The sequence below is a fragment of the Rhizobium sp. HT1-10 genome, assembly GCF_049472505.1.
Taxonomy (GTDB): Bacteria; Pseudomonadota; Alphaproteobacteria; order Rhizobiales; family Rhizobiaceae; genus Rhizobium.
Window position 1 is genome coordinate 691883 of the sequence record NZ_JBCEBQ010000002.1, and the last position, 20833, is coordinate 712715.

At 58.2% G+C, this 20833-nt stretch carries 16 protein-coding genes and 1 pseudogene; 12 read left to right on the forward strand and 5 right to left on the reverse strand.

The window, feature by feature from the left end:
• Nucleotides 1–97: 97 nt before the first annotated feature.
• From VH564_RS08385 to VH564_RS08400, 4 genes are all read left to right on the forward strand, one after another.
• On the forward strand, nt 98–307 hold the full coding sequence (locus tag VH564_RS08385) for a CbtB domain-containing protein (protein WP_423339341.1): 210 nt from the start codon (nt 98–100) through the stop codon (nt 305–307).
• Between the two features lie 12 nt (nt 308–319).
• Nucleotides 320–1063 carry a CbtA family protein gene (locus tag VH564_RS08390; RefSeq protein ID WP_423339342.1) on the forward strand — a complete coding sequence of 248 codons (744 nt, stop codon included), beginning with the start codon at nt 320–322 and terminating at the stop codon, nt 1061–1063.
• A gap of 209 nt (nt 1064–1272) precedes the next feature.
• On the forward strand, nt 1273–1710 hold the full coding sequence (locus VH564_RS08395) for a hypothetical protein (RefSeq protein ID WP_423339343.1): 438 nt from the start codon (nt 1273–1275) through the stop codon (nt 1708–1710).
• A gap of 526 nt (nt 1711–2236) precedes the next feature.
• Nucleotides 2237–3382 (forward strand): diguanylate cyclase domain-containing protein, encoded by a 1146-nt coding sequence (locus VH564_RS08400; protein ID WP_423339344.1) that lies wholly within the window; start codon nt 2237–2239, stop codon nt 3380–3382.
• 249 nt (nt 3383–3631) lie between these two features.
• Here the strand turns inward: VH564_RS08400 and VH564_RS08405 are convergent, their stop codons facing one another.
• On the reverse strand, nt 3632–4603 hold the full coding sequence (locus VH564_RS08405; protein ID WP_423339345.1) for an HD-GYP domain-containing protein: 972 nt from the start codon (nt 4601–4603) through the stop codon (nt 3632–3634).
• Between VH564_RS08405 and VH564_RS08410 the strand changes: the two are divergent.
• Nucleotides 4590–4934 (forward strand): annotated as a pseudogene (locus VH564_RS08410) (chemotaxis protein); the annotation flags it as partial. The gene VH564_RS08405 and the pseudogene VH564_RS08410 sit on opposite strands and share 14 nt — an antisense overlap.
• 669 nt (nt 4935–5603) lie before the next feature.
• On the opposite strand, the gene VH564_RS08415 reads toward VH564_RS08410, so the two are convergent.
• Genes VH564_RS08415 through VH564_RS08430 form a run of 4 tightly spaced genes read right to left on the reverse strand, consistent with a single transcriptional unit; the run spans nt 5604 to nt 7674 of the window.
• Entirely contained in the window at nt 5604–6749 is a 1146-nt protein-coding gene (locus VH564_RS08415; RefSeq protein WP_423339346.1) for a site-specific integrase, read from the reverse strand.
• Nucleotides 6746–6994 carry a type II toxin-antitoxin system Phd/YefM family antitoxin gene (locus tag VH564_RS08420; RefSeq protein ID WP_423339347.1) on the reverse strand — a complete coding sequence of 83 codons (249 nt, stop codon included), beginning with the start codon at nt 6992–6994 and terminating at the stop codon, nt 6746–6748. The genes VH564_RS08415 and VH564_RS08420 overlap by 4 nt, the downstream gene beginning before the upstream one ends.
• Before the next feature lie 12 nt (nt 6995–7006).
• A complete protein-coding gene (locus tag VH564_RS08425) occupies nt 7007–7384 on the reverse strand; it encodes a type II toxin-antitoxin system VapC family toxin (protein WP_423339348.1) in 378 nt (125 codons plus the stop codon).
• Nucleotides 7381–7674 carry a type II toxin-antitoxin system Phd/YefM family antitoxin gene (locus VH564_RS08430; protein ID WP_423339349.1) on the reverse strand — a complete coding sequence of 98 codons (294 nt, stop codon included), beginning with the start codon at nt 7672–7674 and terminating at the stop codon, nt 7381–7383. The genes VH564_RS08425 and VH564_RS08430 overlap by 4 nt, the downstream gene beginning before the upstream one ends.
• 176 nt (nt 7675–7850) lie before the next feature.
• Between VH564_RS08430 and VH564_RS08435 the strand changes: the two genes are divergently transcribed.
• The 7 genes from VH564_RS08435 (at nt 7851) to drmB (ending at nt 20826) form a co-directional block, all read left to right on the forward strand.
• Complete coding sequence (locus tag VH564_RS08435; protein WP_423339350.1) at nt 7851–8990, forward strand: RHE_PE00001 family protein; 1140 nt, start codon at nt 7851–7853, stop codon at nt 8988–8990.
• Nucleotides 8991–9578: 588 nt separating this feature from the next.
• A complete protein-coding gene (locus VH564_RS08440; RefSeq protein ID WP_423339351.1) occupies nt 9579–12926 on the forward strand; it encodes an Eco57I restriction-modification methylase domain-containing protein in 3348 nt (1115 codons plus the stop codon).
• Complete coding sequence (locus VH564_RS08445; protein WP_423339352.1) at nt 12923–13729, forward strand: hypothetical protein; 807 nt, start codon at nt 12923–12925, stop codon at nt 13727–13729. The genes VH564_RS08440 and VH564_RS08445 overlap by 4 nt, the downstream gene beginning before the upstream one ends.
• A 67-nt stretch (nt 13730–13796) precedes the next feature.
• Nucleotides 13797–14903, forward strand: a complete 1107-nt coding sequence (locus VH564_RS08450) for an XRE family transcriptional regulator (RefSeq protein ID WP_423339353.1) — start codon at nt 13797–13799, stop codon at nt 14901–14903.
• Nucleotides 14904–14909: 6 nt separating this feature from the next.
• Nucleotides 14910–15416, forward strand: a complete 507-nt coding sequence (locus VH564_RS08455; protein WP_423339354.1) for a hypothetical protein — start codon at nt 14910–14912, stop codon at nt 15414–15416.
• 2 nt (nt 15417–15418) lie between these two features.
• Complete coding sequence (drmA, locus tag VH564_RS08460) at nt 15419–18964, forward strand: DISARM system helicase DrmA (protein WP_423339355.1); 3546 nt, start codon at nt 15419–15421, stop codon at nt 18962–18964.
• Nucleotides 18961–20826 carry a DrmB family protein gene (drmB, locus tag VH564_RS08465; RefSeq protein ID WP_423339356.1) on the forward strand — a complete coding sequence of 622 codons (1866 nt, stop codon included), beginning with the start codon at nt 18961–18963 and terminating at the stop codon, nt 20824–20826. The genes drmA and drmB overlap by 4 nt, the downstream gene beginning before the upstream one ends.
• The last annotated feature ends 7 nt before the right edge of the window (nt 20827–20833 follow it).

The following is a 20833-nucleotide window of genomic DNA, read 5'->3' on the forward strand; positions in this document are numbered from 1 at the left end:
TGGAGCGGTCGCGCCACTGTAATCGACAAACTATGGTCGAAAGCCAGACCCCGACAACCGACAGTCCGTATTAGAACGCGCCATTCAGGAGGACCGAATGACCACTGCTACTTACACTACAGGCACCATTATTGAACCGATCCCGGTCGGGCAAATTGTTCCTTGGGCGATTTTTGCGGGCCTGTTGGCTATGATCGCTCTGTATTTCATCAGCACGGAAGAGGGTGCGATGCAGATCGTGCCTGGCATGGAGGTGCATGAATTCGTTCATGACGGCCGCCACCTGCTCGGATTTCCCTGCCACTGAAGGAACACGCCTATGATGGGAAGACTTTTGGCAAGAGGCCTGATCGCAGGTCTCCTAGCAGGTTTGCTCGCTTTTGGCTTCGCCCGCGTGTTCGGGGAACCGCAGGTCGATAGGGCGATCGCTTTCGAAGAGCAAATGGCAGCGGCGACAAACGTACCTGCCGAGCCGGAGCTGGTCAGCCGTCAAACACAGGCGGGAATTGGCTTGTTCACCGGCATTATGACCTACAGTGTCGCCATCGGAGGGATTTTCTCGCTGGTTTTTGCTTTCATATATGGGCGTGGCAGTAAGCTCAGCCCCCGCGCCCTTTCTGCGGTGATTGGTCTTGCCGCGTTCGTAGCCATGGTGGTGGTCCCTGACCTTGAGTATCCGCCAAATCCCCCAGCCGTCGGAAGTCCGGATACAATCGGGGTTCGTACCCAACTATTTTTCGTGATGCTCGTCGTCTCAATCGGCAGCATGGCGGCCGCGTTCGTGTTGGCGAAGAAGCTGCGTGTTCGCTTGGGTACATGGGATGGCGCAATTCTCGCGGGCGTATGCTACGTCGCCTTCCTCGCGATCGTGCAGGCGCTGATGCCATCGATCAATGAAGTGCCCGAGAACTTCTCAGCGATGACGCTTTACAGTTTCCGGATCGCAACGATCGGCCTTCAGGTGATCATTTGGGCAGTGCTATCTCTTGCTTTCGGCTTTCTTGCTGAGAAGCTGTTGGCCGAAAACGGTAAATACCGTCCAGGCGCACTTGCGTTTCGCTAGGGTAAAGAGGGGCCGGCTTATCGCCGACCTCACGTCCGTTGAAATGAAGCGCGTTGTTTTACTGCTGACCGCATGCCTGCTGATCTCAGGTACGGCGGCGGCGCATTCGAAGCGGATTGCCTCCGGTGAAAGGAGCGGTCTGCAGTTTGGCAGCATCGGCCACGGAGAGCTCATAATTTTATCCCGGTACAGTGGGTTGATCTTTAAGCTTGCCCATTTTTTCCAATGAATCGGACCTTACATTCCGACGGCTGGCCAACTATGCCTCGATTGAATACTCATATTGTCTCTGGGGACTTGCGCCGCGTGCGGCCAACGATGAGGCAAGCCCGTTCAACGAATGTATGCATGCCTATCTGTCGGCACAGAAAGCTCTGCTTTTTCACATGCGTACCATGCGCGATGTGAAGGGACAGGCAGAGGAACTCATTTCCGTAATTGATGCAGAAGCCGCACTAAGCGGCGCAGCCTTGATAGGATGTGTGTTTAGCGGTGAGCAATTCACGACTGCGGAATTTGTGACCCCACATTGGGAATTGTTGCCGGATCATTGGCCGAGCCTTCTGGCGACGATACTTCTTCTTGTTACGTTTTTTTCTGTCGCCTTCGCTATAATTCCTTGGCTGCGTGGGACACCTACGACTTGATGATCTTCATCATTCTGCCCGTCTCAATATGCTACATTTGTGGATTAAACACGGCTCAAGAAGCTTCTCAGAAGCGTCCGACAACTCTCCAGCCTCCGAGTTTGCTTTGCCGTTGACGGGGCCAGTCGCGCCGATGCCCATCAAGTCGCAATCGTTTGGTCGGCTAGCGTCTGCGATATAGGGCGGGAACTTGACGAATCATCGAGGACTTGCCACGAGGCAGGAGAAAATCGAGATTTTCACCTTTTCGGACCCAATCTGTAAATGTCGGCCACTGATGCTGTGGTCGGCGGTTCCAGACGTTTTGAGTCGCTCGGTGAGCGGGAAATCCATTTTAGCGGGCAATGGCCGACATGATGCTTCCAATCGAGATCTATCCACCGTCGCATTCGAGTTTGGCTCACAGGAGAAGGGGTGCGGGCATCTTTACTGACACAAGCCATCGTTCTGGACGACATTGAGAAAAATTTTACCGTAGTGCTTCATATTTGGCATGTGACAATATCTTTGGATCAGCGAAAACTCGATGAATGGTGCGGCATTTTTCTTGGCGGTCAATTTCATCGTGGCCATGTCATTTGGTATCGTCTTTATTGTCATAGCGGGCAAAAGCCGATCACGTATCGCAGCGCTTTGGATAGGTGCCGGGTTTGCCGTAGCTTCGCTTTCCGCTGTCTGCGAGCTTCTCGTCGCCTATACCGACACGCCCAAACCATGGGCAATATCTGCTTTCGCGACAGTGCTCACAGGAATGACTTTGCTTACCCTTGGTGTCAGCATCCTATACGAGCGACGCCTAGATCTCCGCATCATCATAGTCTTTCTCAGTCTTAGTCTTCTCGTATGTTTTGCGATTTACGATCTGCCCCGGGGAACGCCCTTACAGGCATTTTCCTATCAAACCCCCTTCGCAGTAGCAGTTTTGACGGGCGCGTTGATCGTATTCAGATCGCATAGCCTGTCGGCGATTGATCGCTTTCTCGGCATTGTGCTACTGGTGACGGGCCTCCATTTTTTCGCAAAAGCAGCCTTGGCCATCAGAGTAGGATCAGGAGCCACTGCGACAGATTACGTCCATACCGACTACGCATTGATTTCGCAGAGTCTAACGGCAGTGCTGGTTGTGGCGGTCGGGCTGACATTGCTGGCGACGCTTGTTCTCGAAATCATGGCTCACGAGCGAAGTGAATCGGAAATTGATGCTCTATCTGGCCTTGCTAATAGGCGAGGCTTCGACCGGAGGGTCCAGGCTTTTCTGACAGAACAGCCATATGGCAACCACACCGTAATGCTCTGCGATCTCGATAACTTTAAAAACGTTAACGACAGTTATGGGCATCATGTGGGCGATCTCGTAATTCAAGGCTTCGGGAAGCTAATACGAGACCAGATGCCGGCGGGAGCGGTTGCCGGCCGGGTGGGGGGAGAAGAATTTGCGGTTTTCCTGTCAAATACCGACAGCGACGCTGCCATTCAATTTGCTCAATCCTTTAGGGCAGCTATAACGAAGCTGCCGAATCTCCCGCGTGACCTACATCCAACCTGTAGCATCGGCGTATCGTCGTTGACCGCTTCAGACAAGCTGGCCGAGGCTTATCGGCAGGCTGATGTCGCTCTTTATGCAGCTAAAAAGGCAGGACGGAACAGGGTGAAGCTTGCATCTCGAAGCTGATGCATCCTTAGCCTCGTGCTGGTAAATGAAAAACTTGCATGATTTTACATTCGCAATATCGTCCGTCTTGCTCGCATGGCGCAGTGTTCTCAAGGGGAACAGCCGTATTGGGCGGAGACGTGACGAATGACGTGTTATGGGCAGGGGAGCCATTGCAGATCCAAAGGCTGTAGGGCGGCTCACAATAGGATGGCTTAGGCAACGCATTTCCCACGATAGATACCTTGGAAATCGTTCAGACCATTCAGTTCAGCCGGCCTCAGCCATTGCCGCGACGGCAGCAATTTGTGGCCACTTCTCTTCGAAAGCTGCAACGCAATCGGGATCGAAATGTGTGCCGCTGCCTTTGAGTATCTCGTCACGCGCCTTCTCTACAGGCCAAGCCGCCTTATAGGGCCTTTTTGAGCAAAGCGCGTCGAACACATCTGCGACAGCCACAATCCTTGCCTCTAATGAAATGCCCTCACCAACGAGGCTGGAGGGATAGCCACTTCCATCCCATTTTTCATGATGACCTGCGACGATCCGTTCTGCAGTCTGAATCAGTTCGCTGCTGCTTTCACCGAGGATTTTTCTTCCGACCTCGACATGTTTTCGCATGGCAGCAGTTTCCTCTGGCGACAGCGGGCCGCGTTTGTTCAGGATACCGTCACTGATCGCAATTTTTCCGATGTCGTGCAGCGGCGTTGCGAGGTAGATCAACCGGGCTTTCTCCTCAGAAAGACCCAGTCCGCCGGCGATCAACTGAGCGATCTGTGCCACGCGGTCGATGTGATCCCCCGTTTCTCCATCCCGATAAGCCATCGCTCGGCTTAATCTCCAGATGATCTCTTCCTCGCGGATACGCATCACGCTCGTCGCGCTAATCACTTCAGCCTCAAGCATGCGTGCCCGGTCCGCCAAGGAGACCTGAGCTGAACGTAAGTTTAGGAGGTTTCTTACTCGCGTAGAAAGTTCTATTGGATCGAAAGGCTTGGTCACGAACTCAGTCGCGCCGGCGTCAAGGGCCTCTAGGCGCGTTTCGCGGTCTCCCTCCGAAGTGATCATAATTACGGGTATGTCGGGATGCAAAGCTACGGCCGCCCGGATCACCTCCAGGCCGCTCAGGTAGGGCATAGTTTGATCAACCATAAGGAGATCGACCGAATTCTGCTGTAGCCAAGAGAGACCTTCACGCGGATCGGCAAACGCGTATACGCGTCTTAGCAATGTCGGCGCCATTGTTGAAGCCTCCAAGGAGCAGGCAACTGGTCTCAAGGAAATCAACCTGGCCGTCAACACGATCGATCAGGGGACGCAGCAAAATGCTGCAATGGTCGAGGAAACGAGTGCGGCAGCCCACAGCCTTTCCAGGGAGGCGGCGCAGTTGTTCGAGCTTATCGGCCAGTTCAATACCGGAACCATGGCTGCGAGACCTCGGTCCGCACCGGTTGTTGCCAACCAGCAAACAAGACCGGTCGCATCCCCCGCGCGGCAGATGACGGCCAGATTAGCCCATGCGTTCAACGGCAACGCCGCCGTCAAGAGCGACGATAGCTGGGAAGAGTTTTGAGGTCGGAGCGTGAGAGGGGTTCCTTTGTCAGGATAATGCTTGTCCGAGATTAGGAGAAGGGACAGGGGAGACTGTTCGAGTGGCCTTAACGCTATTCTACGTTAGGTCGCGGCTAATTTTTGCCAAATCGCCATCACCATCCGCGGTGTTCGCGGATGGCTTGTGTGAGACGGTTGGGCAACACTTTTGGGCCGACGGGAAGCTACTTAGATCGGGAAAAGGAGCAATATCGTGCAAGACGCTGTCATACTTAAAATGACCCCTTCTAGGGCTTCGCGCCGTGCTCATACGCCAGAGTTGGAGCTGTTTAACCAGCTCAATACATTAAAGAACTGCCTAGAGAGAATGAAGGTAAAGTTAGAATTCATTGCTCAACGGGACAATGACGCGCAACACGGCGTCACCGACTAGGAAACCCGTGAGGCCCAAACAGCACCGAACCAATACGGCGTGGATATAGTCATAACGGTTGATAAAAAACCACTATTCCTTTTGCTGGTGCAACTGCAGAAATAATGGTGCAATAGACCTCCGATCCTGTTTCTGGCCACCGAGAGTCCTCGAAGCTGATATTGTGGCTGTCGCAAGAAATGCGCAGAATGACCGTGCTGTCGTCCTCGACATCAGCGCCGCGGATTTTGCCGCAAATGTTAGGGAAGTGAGCGAGGGCTACTGAATCAGCCGTGCAGCCCGTCCTGTTCGCCGGGTCGCGTTATTGTAGTAGCTGGACGCCTGCTGAACCGATCTATGCCGGGATTGCTCCATCGCTTCCGGCAAGGGGACGCCACGATTGGCCGCCTCGGTCAGGTAGCCTGATCGTAGCCCGTGCGCCGAAAACTCCCCCGGTTCCAGCCCGGCAAGCGCCGCCCGCTGCTTGACGATCTGGTTGACTGCACTCGGCTCCAGCGCCCGCTGTGAAACGTTGCCCCAACGATCGACCTTCCGAAAAATACTCCCGCTCTCAACTCTGGCAGCGGTCATCCAGGCATTCAGCGCATCCACCGGCCGACCGGTCAGATAAACGACCTCCTCGAGCTCGGAGCCCGACGTTTTGGTACGACCCAAATGGATGGCGAGAGAGGGAAGGGGAGGACCACCCTCGACGGCGGTTGGCAGCTCGACCGTGAGCTGCTCCCTGCGCAAACCGGCAATCTCGCTACGACGCCGACCGCCGGACGCGAACGCCACCATCAAAATTGCCCGGTCACGGATGTCGCGCAGGCTGTCCGTTTTGCACGTGGCAATCAGCTTTGCTAGGATGTCGCCCGTGACCGCCTTGGCGCTCTTGCGTTTCCTTGGCCGCGGCGTCGCCCGCACGGCGAGGCGTATCGCGGATTTCAGGGACGGGGAGGAGAAGAAACCGGTCAGCCCGCGCCATTTCGTCAGCGTCGACCAGCTGGCAAGTCGCCGGCGCACCGTATCGGGTGCATGCGGTCCGGACGAACGAAGGAAGCGTTGCTCGCGCAGGCTCTGCTCGACAGCGGCTGGCATGCCGTGGTGAGGATCGATATCGCGCTGTTCGGGCTGCCAGAGATGGTGGGCAACGAATTTCAGCAATATGGCCTCGGGCGCTGGCCAGGGGAGGGAAGCGCCGGTTGCGGCCAGCGACCATGCCTGCAGGTACGCAAGATCGGAGGTCAGTGCCCTCAGCGTATTTGCGCCCATGCCCTCGTTGACCAGGTGGCGCAGCGTTTCGACATCCTGGTCGGTCAGCAGTTCCGCGAGTTCATCGCGCCGGTCAATCGGCAGGACGGCGGCGATCGTGTCCAAGGTCTCGGTGCGTTTTTCGATCGAACGTGACAGCGAGATGCTCATTTCGGCAGCCCGTTGTCATCATAAAATTCATCGTGGTTAAAAGTTTGCCCGTCAGCCGCAGGTCTTCCTTCAGCCATCAGTTCCAAAAGCCTGCCGCTGCTCCGATCGAAATCTTCCCGCACAGCCACTAACACCGCAATCGGTACTCCTTCCCGGCAGATGATCACCTCATCGTTGCGCTCGGCAAGAGAGATGAGTTCCTCAAGCCGTTCGGCCGCCTCAACAGGTTCCGCGAAGATCTTCATTTGTCACACCTCCTACCAGACCCGCTCATGCAAGATCGCATCGAACGCCAGATCCGTCGAGACGAAGGTGCAGTGCTCGAGCCGCGCCTGGGCGGCGAGAATGCGGTCCCACGGATCGCGGTGATCCCAGTCGAACGCGGCTGCAAGCTCGGCATGCAGATCGCTGATGCCCAGGGTCTGCAGGCCGCTTTCTGTGACGGCTGCCCGCAGCTCCTGTGGCTTGAGGTCGAGCTTGTTCAGACGCATCTTGTTGTCCAGCTCATAGAACGTCACCGCACTCACGAGGATGGCGTTTGCCTTGTACTCGATCAGCGCTCGTGCCCTTGTGGACAGGCGATCACTGCCAATCGTCCACCAGTAGACGGCATGGCTGTCGAGCAGGACTTTCATTGCGTGCTGTCGCTATCGTTGGATTTGCCTTGCCAGACGCCGGTATCGTCATTCCAATCGCCAGCGTCGATCGCGGCCTGCTCTGCGTCGACTGCATCGAACAGGGTGTCGGGCAGGCCACGGTGACGCAGCAGGCCAAAGGGACGCCTGCCGCCGTCGGCCGCTGGACCGATGCGGGCATAAACTTGGTTGCCGCGCATGATGACGATTTCCTCGCCCTGACTGGCGCGCTCTAGGACTTCTGCGAACTTCTTTCGGGCTTCGCTGATCTTGTAGCTTGTCTGGGGCATGGGGTCTCCGAATTGGCTTCAGGGCATAGATACCATCGCTTCTCTCTACGTACAAGTACAACGTACATATCACCCCCGATAAGGGATACTTATCGATGGTTTAAACCTGCACCCACGACCATGCCATGTGACGAACTGCAATATTTATATAGAGTTCGTTTAGCAAATCATTTACCATGATTTCAATGGCTTACGATCTCGCGAAAATCAGCATCACAGCCCTGATGCGACCGGCTTTTGACGCTGGTGTCACGCTCACGCGTCTGGACGAGCGCATCGCCCGTTCGCCAGTCGGGCGGGGCTTTATCGAGCGCACCCATTTTGCCGATGCTTGCGCCTCGCTGTGGATCGACGGCGAACTCGTCCATCTCGAAGACCTCGTCCTTCACGACGACACCCGCGATATTCGCACGCCCACCCATGAGCTGACAATCGCCCGCGACGTGCTGCGCACTCGCCGGCGATTGTCAGCTCATCTCCCCGGCTGGGCATTATCGGCAGAGGGTATCCGAACTTTACGACAGACGTCGGACATCAATCCGGTCGGCGCTGAGGCGGTGGAGCCGGCCAGCGTCGTTCGGCCAGCGTTGGCCATCGATCCGGAAGGCGGGGGGGAAGACGCCGACGATATCGGACATCTGCCCGGCATCGATTATGCCGCCATCGATGCAGTTCTCGCCCGTTCGGAGGCGACAATCGAGAACGCAACACGGCCCGGTCGGAGGGGCGACCAAGAGAAAGATCCAATGATCTACGATCTCGACTGGGACGAGGATGCGCGGCTTGACGAATGGCGTGCTGTGCTGCGCCAAGTCGAAAACCTGCCGGCGGTGCTGCAGGCGATCGTCACCGTCGATGCCTGGAACGAGCTTTCTGTCTTGCAGCACGCGCCGTGGCTCGGCCGGTTGCTCTCCGTTTCCATCCTGCGCCAGGCTGGTGTCACCACTGGTACCCACCTCGCGGCGATCAACCTCGGCCTCAAAACCATTCCGGTTGATCGGCGCCGGCATCGCGACCGCGAAACCCGGCTGCTGGCCATCGCCCAAGGGTTTTTGGCGGCCGCGGAGATCGGCATGAAAGAGCATGATCGGCTGACACTGGCGAAAACGATGATGGACCGAAAATTGGAAGGACGGCGGACGTCGTCAAAACTGCCGGACCTGGTCGAGCTGGTGATGGCAAAGCCATTGGTGTCGGCCGGGATGGTGGCGAAGGCGCTCGATGTGACGCCGCAGGCGGCGCGGCGGATTGTTTTGGAGCTGGGCTTGAGAGAAATGACGGGGAGGGGGAGGTTTCGGGCATGGGGGGTGAGCTGAAATGAACATCCACTTCAATCGAGAAAGGTTGCGTGCAATGCAAATGTGTCACGTCGATTAAAGCGAAAAGCTCCTTGTTCCCCTGGGCTAACAGAAATCTTGTAGTTATCTTCCGTAGAAGGGGAGCCAAGCGATCATTTAACAGGCCAACTCGGGGTTGGTATTGCGAGGTTAGTTAGCCTAAGCTCAGTCTCCGGTTTTAGAATCAGCAAAAATTATTATGAGTGGAGCATAGACGTTGTCTGTCGATCAGGGTGCATTTGTGGAACTCCGCGGAAGGTCATGGCTCGTTGAAGGGATCCGCGAGGAAGGAAGTATCTTACGCACTTTCAACTTGTCATGCATCTCGGACGACGCCCAAGGGGAAAAGCTCGAGGTACTTTGGGATGCGGAGATTGGTGCGGCTCTCCTAGATGAAGATGGTTGGAATAAGGTCGGGGTCGGCCTGCCCGATCAAGCGGAGGTTTTAGCTGCACATCTGCGCGCGATTAGGTGGCGCTCGGCAACAGCAGCTGACCGCGACCTTTTACAGGCACCATTTCGCTGCTCGATCGCTTCCGGCTTTTCTCGGATGGCGACGACCGGCGCTTGCCCGCGCTGTTAAAGCGTAGCCGTGATGCGCAAGCCCTTGTTTCAACCGCGCTAGCCGAGCAGGTACTGGGTGCGCTGCATGAGCTGCTACGCGGTTTAGACGCCGCCGAACCGGCACTGGTGCGCGATCTCAGCATCACTCGTCCGGATCATCTCTATGAGGGGCTGCTCACTGTCCTGATGCGCCTCGTTTTCGTGTTATATGCTGAGGACCGCGATCTTCTGCCGTCGCTACCGGGGGCGCGGGCGCGGGAAATCTACGAGACCAGTTATTCCGTGCGCGGATTTTACGCGAAACTCACTGAGGACGCGACGCTTAACCCCGACACGATGGACGAGCGGCGCGGCAGTTGGGGCGGACTGCTGGCGCTGTTCCGCATGATCCACAAGGGGCATAGCACCGGCTTCGTGCAGGCGCGCAGCGGCAAACTGTTCGACCCCGATGAGTTTCCCTTCCTCGAAGGTCGAGCCGCGAAGGACGACGTCCCGCGCATCCTACATGTCTCCGATGGCTGCCTCCTGCGCATTCTCGAAGGGCTGATGACCATCAAGCTTCGCGGGCAAAACCGCGAGCGCCTCAGCTACCGCACCCTCGATGTCGAGCAGATCGGTTCGGTCTATGAAACCGTGATGGGCTTCACGGCCCAGGCGGCGACATCGCGCGTGCTGGCCATCAAGGCGGGCAAGAACAACAAAACGCCGGTGTTCGTGGCGCTCGATGATTTGCTGACCAAAAAAGGGAAGGACCGGATCAAGTCGCTTAAGGAGGATGTCGGGCGTGTGCTAACAGCGGCGCAGGCCAAGCCGGTCGAGGATGCGACAACCGTCGAGGAACTCGTTGCTGCGCTCGACTCCATGGTCGACGAACGTGGCTCTCCGAAGAAGCGGATCGCCGCATCCGGAACGCCGATCCTGCAGCCGACCGACGAGCGCCGCCGCACCGGCAGCCATTACACGCCCCGCTCGCTCACCGCGCCAATCGTCAAGCATGCGCTGGAGCCAGCCTTCGCGCGCCTCGGCCAGGATGCTACGCCGGAGCAGGTGCTGGACCTGAAGGTTTGCGATCTCGCCATGGGCTCGGGCGCGTTTCTGGTCGAGGCCTGCCGTGCAATCGGCGAGCGGCTGACCGCGGCCTGGGCGCGCTGGCCTGACAAGCGGCCCAAAATTCCGGCAGATGAGGACGAGGAGCTGCATGCACGCCGGCTAGTGGCGCAGCGCTGCCTCTATGGCATCGACAAGAACCCGCGCGCGGTCGATCTGGCGCGCCTGTCGCTTTGGCTCGCCACGCTGGCTCGCGATCATGAATTCACCTTCCTCGATCATGCATTGAAGTGCGGCGACAGTCTCGTTGGGCTCACGAAAGACCAGATTGCGGCAACGCATTGGGATGAATCCAGACCGCCAACGTTTGTGGGAAAGTTGGTCAGCGATCATCTGCGTGAAGCCGAGGAGGGTCGCGCCCGCATCCGCAACGCAGACGATTCTGCCACAGAGGCTGAGCTTCGGCCACAACTGCGTGCCGTAGATGCTGAACTTGACGTGGCCCGATATATCGGCGACGGCATAGTCGCTGCCTTCTTTCACGGTGATAAGGCGAAAAAACGCATCGAAAAGTTAGTCCAGTTTCAGAAGGCTGTTCAAAGCAATTTGGGATCGACGCGTTGGATTGAAGCGTCCAAAGCGTTTTCCTTATCGCTGCGCGCGGGCGAGCACGGCATCACGCCGTTCCATTGGCAGATCGAATTCCCCGAGGTCTTCACCCGCGATAATGGCGGGTTCGACGCAATTGTCGGCAACCCGCCCTTCGCGGGCAAGAATACGATCATCGCCGGCAGCGCCAAGAACTTTCTGCCTTGGCTGCAAACCCTGCATGCGGGCGCGCATGGCAATGCCGATCTTGTGGCGCATTTCTTCCGACGCGCCTTTGGCTTGCTCCGCCAGGGAGGTGTGTTCGGGCTGATCGCCACCAACACCATTGGTCAGGGGGATACGCGCGCTTCGGGCCTAGCGAAAATCATCGCAGAAGGCGGCGTGATCTCACGCGCCACACGCAGGCTGAAATGGCCGGGAGAAGCGGCGGTGGTGGTATCGGTCGTGCATATTGTGAAGGGTGCGGCGGAAGCGCCGGTACTCGATACCCGGCCTGTGCGCCGCATTTCGGCCTATCTGGTCGAGGGTGATCTCGACACATCGCCGTTGGCGCTGGCGGCCAACTCCAGCAAGGCGTTTGTGGGCTCATACGTGCTCGGTATGGGCTTCACGTTTGATGATGCCGCCGCCGCGAAGGGGCAGGCTGAAAGCCTAGAGACGATGCGGGCGCTGATCGCGAAAGAACCGAGAAACAAGGAACGGATTTTTCCGTTTATTGGCGGGGAGGAAGTGAACACGGACCCTCAGCACCGTCACGAGCGCTACGTCATCGACTTTTTCGATCGACCCTTGAAGCGCGATCCAACTTTGCGGTCTTGGGTGAATATGGACGACAGTGAGATTGCGAGATGCCGCGTCGAAGGGATCGTTCCGGCAGACTACCCGAATGAAGTTGCTGAAGATTGGCCGGACTTGATCGAAATCATCCGACGCCGGGTCAAACCCGAACGCGACAAGCAGACACGTCCAGCACTGAAAACACGCTGGTGGCAGTACGCGGAAAAGCGGCCGGGGCTCTACCGGAAAACTGCTCCCCTCCTGTCGGTTTTCGTGAACTCCAGCAAAGCTGCGCCCCAATATGCGATTGCGTTGCTGTCTAACGGCCTAGTCTATTCGCAAAACCTCAATGTTTTTGCCCTTGAAGGTTTCGCGTCCTTTGCGTGCCTTCAAACTTCGGCCCATGAGATTTGGGCTAGATTCGTTGGGACAACCATGAAGGACGATCTGACATATACAATCGAAGACTGCTTTCGCACCTTCCCGTTCCCCGTCAATTTTGAAACCGTCCCCTCCCTCGAAGCGGCCGGCGACGTCTATCACGCCTTCCGCGCGCAACTGATGGTCGACCGAAACCAGGGCCTGACCAAGACCTACAACCGCTTCCATGCGCGTGCTGAGAACGCTGCCGACATCGTTCGCCTGCGGGCGCTCCATCACGAAATGGACGTAGCCGTGCTGCGTGCCTATGGCTGGAAGGATCTGGCCGACCGCGCCGCGCCTGAATTCATCGAGCAGGACGCCGACGAAGGCAAAACACCCAAGACCCGCCTCGACTGGCCGACCGAGTTCAAGGACGAAGTTCTCGCCCGCCTCCTCGCCCTCAACGCCACCCGCGCCGCTGAAGAACGTGCCGCAGGGCTCGTGGTGGCGGATGAAGCGGAGGATGAGGACATTGAAGAAGGGGATGCGGAATGAGCAAGGCCGAAACGATCCGGACCGGCAAACTGGGCAAGAAGGAGCTTCGGCTCGTCAAGATGAACGGCAGGTTTTTCGGCCTGGCCGATGGCGTCAGATGCACGGAAGGCGACAATGCCGATGATGTCTGGCTGCAGTTGCATGATGACGCTGGTAAGAGCGACCCAACTTATTTCGGCTTCGATGGCGCACGCAGCCGCTTCCAGAAGTTCTTTCCCAACGGCTTCGATTCCGATGGCTATGCATCGCAGGAGCGCGACTACAAGATCGCAGCGAAAGCGAAGCTCGACGAAACCGTGCCGCTCAATAAGGCCGTCGATGGAAAGGGATATGGCGAAGCGGTGCTCGCGGTCTTTCGCGCAACGAATATGCTGTCGCCGTTCGAAAAGACGCGCCTGCAGGACGTACTACGCGGACCCCGCGCCGATGACTTCGTCCAAGCAGCAGCCCGCTTTACGCTCGACGGCAGCAAACCCAATCTCCTCGCGATGGAACTTGCACTGAAGCCACATGACAACGCCAAATGGACGGTCGTCACTTATCTTCCCTATCTCTGGCGGCCTGAGACGCACATGTTCCTGAAGCCCGAAGCCACCAAGGATTTTGCAACCCGCGTCGGCCATCGCTTTGCCTCGGACTATGAAGCCCGCCTGCACGTGCCGGTTTATGAGAGTCTGCTCGACCTCGCGAACCGGGCCACACAGGAATTGGTCGATTTGAAGCCACGCGACGGGATCGACATCCAAAGCTTCATCTGGGTGGTGGGCGACTACCAGGAGGGGCGCGAGGCAGTCTACGTTTAACAGTTTGCAATATTTTCTTGCAATTATGAATTTGCAAGATTACATCGGCAATCTCTGGAGTATCCAAATGGCGGCCAATTTCATCGGACCACGAATCAAGGCCCTGCGCGAGGAGCGAAACCTCAGCCAGGACGATCTTGCGCGCCTCTTCGGCTTTAAGGATCGCCAAACGGTTTCGGCGATCGAGACCGGCGAACGCCGCGTCACAGCGGAGGAACTGATGATCGCGGTCGAGAAGCTGGGTGCTTCACTCGATTATTTCACCGATCCCTTCCTGCTCATCGGCGAAGGCCGGTTCTCATGGCGGCAGACCAACGTCGGTCCGCAGCGCCTCAACGCCTATGAGCGCAGCGCCGGGCGCTGGATCGCGGCCTTCCGCGCCATCGCCCCGCAGGTGGGGCGGGTGGCGCCCTTGCTGCGCCGCGCGCTCGGCCTGCACAAAGGCTCGCGCTTCGAGGATGCCATGGAAGCGGGCGAGCGCTTCGTCGCCGAATTCGAACTCGGCGATGTCCCCGCCGCCCGCCTCGCCGAAGTAATGGAGCGCGAACTCGGCATCTTGGTTCTGCATGTCAATGCGTTTGACGGCATTTCCGGCGCGGCCTGCCGTCTGCCTGAGCTCGATGTGGTTTTGATCAACCGCCACGAGGTCGGAGGCCGTCGCCATTTTGACCTCGCGCATGAGCTGTTCCACATTCTCACGTGGGACGCGATGCCGCCCGAGCATTCCGAAGAAGCGCGCGAGACCGGCGGTAACCGCGTCGAGCAGCTCGCGAACAATTTCGCCTCTGCCGTGTTGATGCCCGCTGCGGTTCTCGATCGCTTCGGTGATTGGGCGGCAATCCCTGAGCGGGAACTTCCTGCCCGGCTGAACGCGGCGGCGGATGCGCTTTTGGTCACGGCCTCGGCGCTAAAATGGCGGTTAGTGGCGCTCGACCGGCTGAAGCCCGCTGCGGCGCGCGCCGTGCCAGACGCGACCCTGCGCAACAACGGCCGCGATGTCGCACCTGTGCCGCCGCCGCCGCTGTTCTCGAAACCGTTCTTGGAAGTGATCGCGCTCGCCGTCGATCAGGGCCGTGTTTCGGCGCGGCGAGCGGCGGGGTTGGTCGATCTTACTGTCGATGAACTCGACGACCTCCTCACAACGCATGGGGTTCCTTCCCCGCTTGAATTGTGAGGGACCATGGCACGCCATCATGGCCCGGTTCTGCTCGATACCAACGCCATACTGGAAAGCTACCGGGTGGGCTCGTGGCGCGCGCTCAGCGGTGGCTATGCTGTGGAGACCGTTGAGGATTGCATCACCGAGACGCAAACCGGCTTCCAGCGCCGTAGCCCGGAAATGCAGATCGATGAGGCGGAACTTCGTGCGTCCCTCAAGGCGATCCATCCGGTCAGAGACGCGGAGCGCGCCGTCGTCGCGGTGCGCGCGCCAGATATCGCTCTGGACGTAGGCGAGCGATCCCTATGGGCGCACGCGCTTACCCGTAGCGACGCCTGGGTTCTTTGTGGCCCCGACAAGGCCAGCATGCGCTTCGGCGTCCGCCTCGGCCTGAAAGACCGGCTGATCGCGCTGGAAACCCTGCTCACCGATGCTGGCCATCGCCCAAAGGAAGCGCTCAAGCCCGCCTACACCGCCAAATGGCTCGACAGGCTGCTCGGCGAACTCTTCATGTCGGAAGGATTTTGAACATGAAAACATCTGAGCAAGTCCGCGCCCAGATCGTCAACGTCTTCCGCCGCGATCTGATCGGTCCGGACCCGCAGGACGTTGATCTCGCCACCGAGCGCCTGAACGAGAGTCCCGCGCGCTGGTATCTCGCCGGTTTCATTGCGCCCGCCGAAGACCCGCTCGGTCTTGATGGCGACAATGACGATGCCGATCCATCGGCGCAGGAAGAAATGGAACTTGATGTCGAGGAGCCGGATGCGGACGGCACGAACGGCGCGGCTGCCGACAACGAGGAGCCGGAGGCGCCGGTCACGCGAAGGCGCTTCCTTCCATCCTCGATCGGCTTGACGGTGTTGCTGGATCCCGATGTCACCGAGATCGAGGCGCGGGTGTCATGGGGCGATTATCGCACCGAGCCGCAATTGCCAGAGGAAGTTCTTCTTCCCGAACCTAAGGGCGAGGAAGTCGACGAGGACGGAAAAAAAAGGCGTATCGAGCGGCCGATGGTCGATTGGGTCCGCAGCCCGAAGGAGCGCTTCGTTGCCTTGCAGGTGCAGGAAGGTCGGGGCACCCCGGTTGTCGTGCCGGAAAGCGCAGCCGAGCAAAGGCGCGGCGGTGGCCTCGTGCTTGAAACGCATTCGCGCCTGTTCAGCTACACGACGCCGGACGGCCAGACCGAACGCGTGCGCGCGTTAACGGTATTCCTCGTCAATCGCCGCGCCACGGTGCACCGCTTCTATTCCGATGTCAGCTACGCCTTTCAGGCGCGGCTCGAACTCGTATCGGAAACCGGCTTTCGGCCGCGTCGTGACCTGTCTGGCTACCGTGCCCAGGATTGGGATTTGCGGATCGCCGATCTGCACTATCGCGATCTCAACGAATGGGCCGTGGGTCGAAATGCCGCCGCGGGCTGGGATGCGCCCGAGGGCAACGCTCACGGTGTGACGCGAGTCTGGACCGACCCCCTGCCATCGGCCGAAGTCGAACGCGTCGCGCCGAACGAAGACGCGGATTTGAAAGCGCGTGTCTCTTTCGGGATGGAGGCTCTGGCACAGTTGGCAGAGGGAGATGGCTTGGGGCTCAGGTCAGCCCTTGCCGATCTGCCAAGCCTATATGGCGCCTGGATCGATGCCGAGCGGGGAAAGCTCGGCGGGCTGCCCGCACGGCGCAAGGAAACTGCGGAACGCCTAATCGCTGACATGGAGAAGGCCAAGGCCCGGATCGCAACCGGCATCGAGCTACTCGCAACAGATACCAAGGCGCGGACCGCCTTCCATTTCATGAATCTTGCCGTAGCGATGGCGGCGCGCCGCCGCGTTGCAGGCGCGACAGGTGATCCTGCGGCGCTTGCCGAGCCGCAATGGCGCCCATTCCAGCTCGCGTTCGTGCTGCTCAATCTGGCGGGCCTAGTCGATCGGCGCCACGTTGACCGTGAGACAGCGGACCTCCTGTTTTTCCCTACTGGCGGCGGCAAAACCGAAGCCTACCTCGGCCTCGCGGCACTCGTCATCGCCCATCGGCGGCTCGGCGGGTTAGGCTTGCTTGGAGCCGGTGTGGCGGTAATCATGCGCTACACCCTTCGCCTTCTCACACTTGACCAGCTTGCCCGCGCGGCCGGCGTCGTTTGTGCGCTGGAACTCATGCGCACTGACGCTAAGAACATTGATGACAAAGGCCGACGCTTGCTCGGTGACTGGCCCATCGAGATCGGCTTATGGGTTGGCTCCGACGCCTCGCCGAACAAACTTGGTGGTAAAGGCAACAGTGATGAAACCACCGCCGTCGGACGGGTGCGGCGTTATCAAAGCGGACGTGACAAACGTGCTCCGGCTCCGCTGAAGGCTTGCCCGTGGTGCGGGACGGAGTTTAAGCCGTCATCGTTCTCATGCACCCCAAACATGCATGCGCCGACCAATCTCGAAATCCGCTGCGTCAACACTAGTTGTGACTTCAGTCGAAGCCGGCCGCTGCCCGTCCTCACAGTCGATGAGCCGATCTATCGCCGCCTGCCAGCGTTTCTGATCGCAACTGTCGATAAGTTCGCTGCATTGCCCTGGGTCGGTGAAACCGGCGCTTTCTTCGGTCACGTTGACCGATTCCAAAAGGACGTAGGCTTTTACGGCGCCGCTGAGCCGGGCCTTGGAAGCCCACTAGGCAATGGCTGGTCGCTCGATCCGCCCGATCTGATTATTCAAGACGAATTGCATCTTATCGCGGGGCCGCTTGGGACAGTCGCCGGTCTATATGAAGCGGCCATTGATCATCTCGCATCTCGAGGTTCCGGGGAAACGCGCATTCGCCCGAAGATCGTGGCTTCGACTGCAACGGTCAGACGCGCAGCAGATCAAATTTCGGCGTTGTTCGATCGCAGCAATACGAGCATCTTCCCGCCGCCCGGGATTGATCGGATTGACAGTTTCTTTGCACGGACGGTTCCTTCAACCACCAACGCAGCCAGGCTTTATCTTGGCATTGCCGCACAAGGACGCGGCCCAAAGCTAGTCTTTCTGCGTTCCTTGACAACGCTCGTTGCCGCGGCTCAGGCGGCATATGATGCGAACCTTCCCACTGATGCCAAGCATATAAACCCGGCCGATCCGTTCATGACGGCGCTTTGCTATTTCAACGCTTTGCGCGAACTAGGGGGGGCCCGCCGGATTGTTGAAGACGAAGTGCGTGATCGCGCGGCCCGCTATGGCGCCCAACGCCGCAGGGTTGACCCGACCGATAGCCCTTTCGCCGACCGCCGGATCAAGGAACCTATGGAGCTTACTTCGCGCGTCTCAACCGACGAGGTCGCGAAGGCGAAGCAGCGCCTCGAGGCCGTATTTGGCCGGGAGGCAGAGACAGTCGACATTGCCCTCGCGACCAACATGATATCGGTTGGACTCGATATTACGCGCCTCGGTCTCATGGTGGTGCAAGGTCAGCCAAAGACCGCTGCGGAATATATCCAGGCGACCAGCCGCGTGGGCCGAGACCACACGAGGCCCGGCATTGTGCTTGCGGTGCTGAACCTGCATAAGCCACGCGACCGCATGCATTTTGAACAGTTTGGACAATTCCATCGCACTTTCTACCGGGCCGTCGAAGCGACAAGCGTAACACCTTGGGCGGCGCGGGCACTCGATCGTGCTTTGGCAGCTGTTGTGGTCGCCGCCGCACGGCATATCGACGCAACTCTTACGCCAGAAGCTGCGGTCAGTGAGCTTAAGAATAACACCGGGATTCGCAGCCTTGTGCGCGACACGATCGTAAGTCGGGCACCAGAGAAGATGATCGCAGGCGGGCGAGCAGCGCTCGCGAAGTTGATAGATGACATCCTAGATGCCTGGATCGATACCGCTGACGAGCAGGCAGCTGGCGGAAATTCCTTCGCTTACGCGAAGAAGACAAGCCCGCATCGGCTTCTGCACATGCCGCTTGAGCCAGAGATCGGAAATCTGGCGGCGCCCCATCGCCGGTTTATCGCTGGGCGTTCGATGCGCGACGTGGAATCGAACGTTGCTCTGAAGGTCAAAGACCCGCATGGAAACACCATCGCAAACGCGGATGACTTGTCATGACAAAGAACGCTCAGCGGCTAAGCCAACTTATATCGACCTTTGGTCCTGGTGCAATGATCGACTTGCCGACCCGATCGGTTGTGGTCGGTGGTTTGGAGCAGTGGGACATGAAGGGCAATGCCTTCACCACGCTTGCCGAGCCGCGCTTGACGATGCGACTCGAGCAAATTTTGAAGGAGCAAGGGCGCCTCAATTCTGCCGCCCACCTCTCACTGCGCACTCCCCCTATGTCGGCAAACGCCCGAGACGGGATTCCCAACGGGGTTGCGGCGCCGGTATTCCCGACATGGTTTATCTGCGAGCAGCTCGAGACGAATTCTTCCGTAGTGAGTACAACGAGACGGCGCCGGCTGGTGCGTTGGCAGGATCTCGACAGTAAAGGACGTCGACGCTTCCAATTTGACGACGGGCGGAAAAGCGATGTGACGCCAATCCGGTTTGTTTGTGCATGCGACAATGGCCATCTTCAGGACATCGACTGGCGGTGGGTTGTCCACGGTTCAGTCGCTTGCCAAGAGGCGATGTGGGTCGAAGAGAAGGGAACGAGCGCCGACCCTGCCGATACAAATGTCATTTGCGGCTGCGGGCGACATTTGTCGCTTCAGGATACGTTTCAGCCAGGGCGGCTTGGAAAGTGTCGTGGGGAGCGTCCATGGCTTCTCGACAGAGACCCAGCAGGATGTGGCGATAATCTCAAGCTTCTAACTCGAACAGCAACGAATACTTATTTTCCTCAGGTCCATACCGTTATTTCGCTCCCCTCCGAGGAAGATGAGCTAAGTCAACTCGTTGAAGACTTGTCCGGGGATTTGGTTGGCGTCCAGACAGTCGAAGATGTTGGGCAAGCAAAGCGATTCAATCCAAAAGTCGCAGCTTCGCTTGGTCCTTTCGCCGACGATGAAATCTTCGCGAGACTTGTACGCATTCGCGAAGGCGCAAAGTCCGACGCAAGTCGATCGCCCAAGCTTGCCGAGTTTGACACCTTTGCAAGTGGAAGCCCGGAAATCGGCACCAACCATCCAACTGCCAAACTATATGCGCAAACGCTCGCGCGCGCGGAATGGGCCGACCCTGCTGCCGAGATCGATATTTCAGGTATCAAAAACCTAGTCGCGGTGCATCGACTGAGAGAAGTTTCCTGTCTCTATGGATTCACGCGGTTCGAAGCGGCGCCAACCAGCGCTGATGGAGATATTGAGGATGTCCAGTTGAGCGTTCGTGGAGCACCAATTTCGCGTGATGCGGATTGGCTCCCGGCGATTGAGCAGTTTGGAGAAGGCATATTCATTCACTTTGACGAAATTGCCATCAAAGACTGGTTACACGCTGACGCGACAGCGCATCGAAATCGGCAGCTCCTCGTTGGCTACAACCATTGGCAAAAGCGGTTTACGGGAAAAGCTCCCGCGTACCCTGGTACTTCTTACGTGCTCCTCCATAGCATCTCACATGCCCTAATGGCTGAGATAGCGTTAGATTGCGGCTATCCTGCAAGCTCTCTAAAGGAGCGGGTCTATGCTTTGTCCAGTAAGAAAGGGGCGGGAGAGATTGATCGATGTGGCATCCTAATCTACACCGCAAGCACGGGGGCTCAAGGTACTCTCGGAGGCCTCGTCGCGACCGCTCCTCGTTTTGCAAGCATCCTCAAAAATGCCTTGGAGCGCCTTGGAATTTGTTCGAATGACCCGGTGTGTGCGGATCACGAGCCAGATGACCGCAGCGGTGATCGCGCGACCCATGGTGCCGCTTGCCATGGTTGTCTGCTAATTGCTGAAACAAGTTGCGAAATGAGGAATCTCTTTCTTGATCGGAGTCTGCTTATCCCGACAATGTCCGGAGATCAGTCGTGCTTCTTTAAGTAAGATAGTG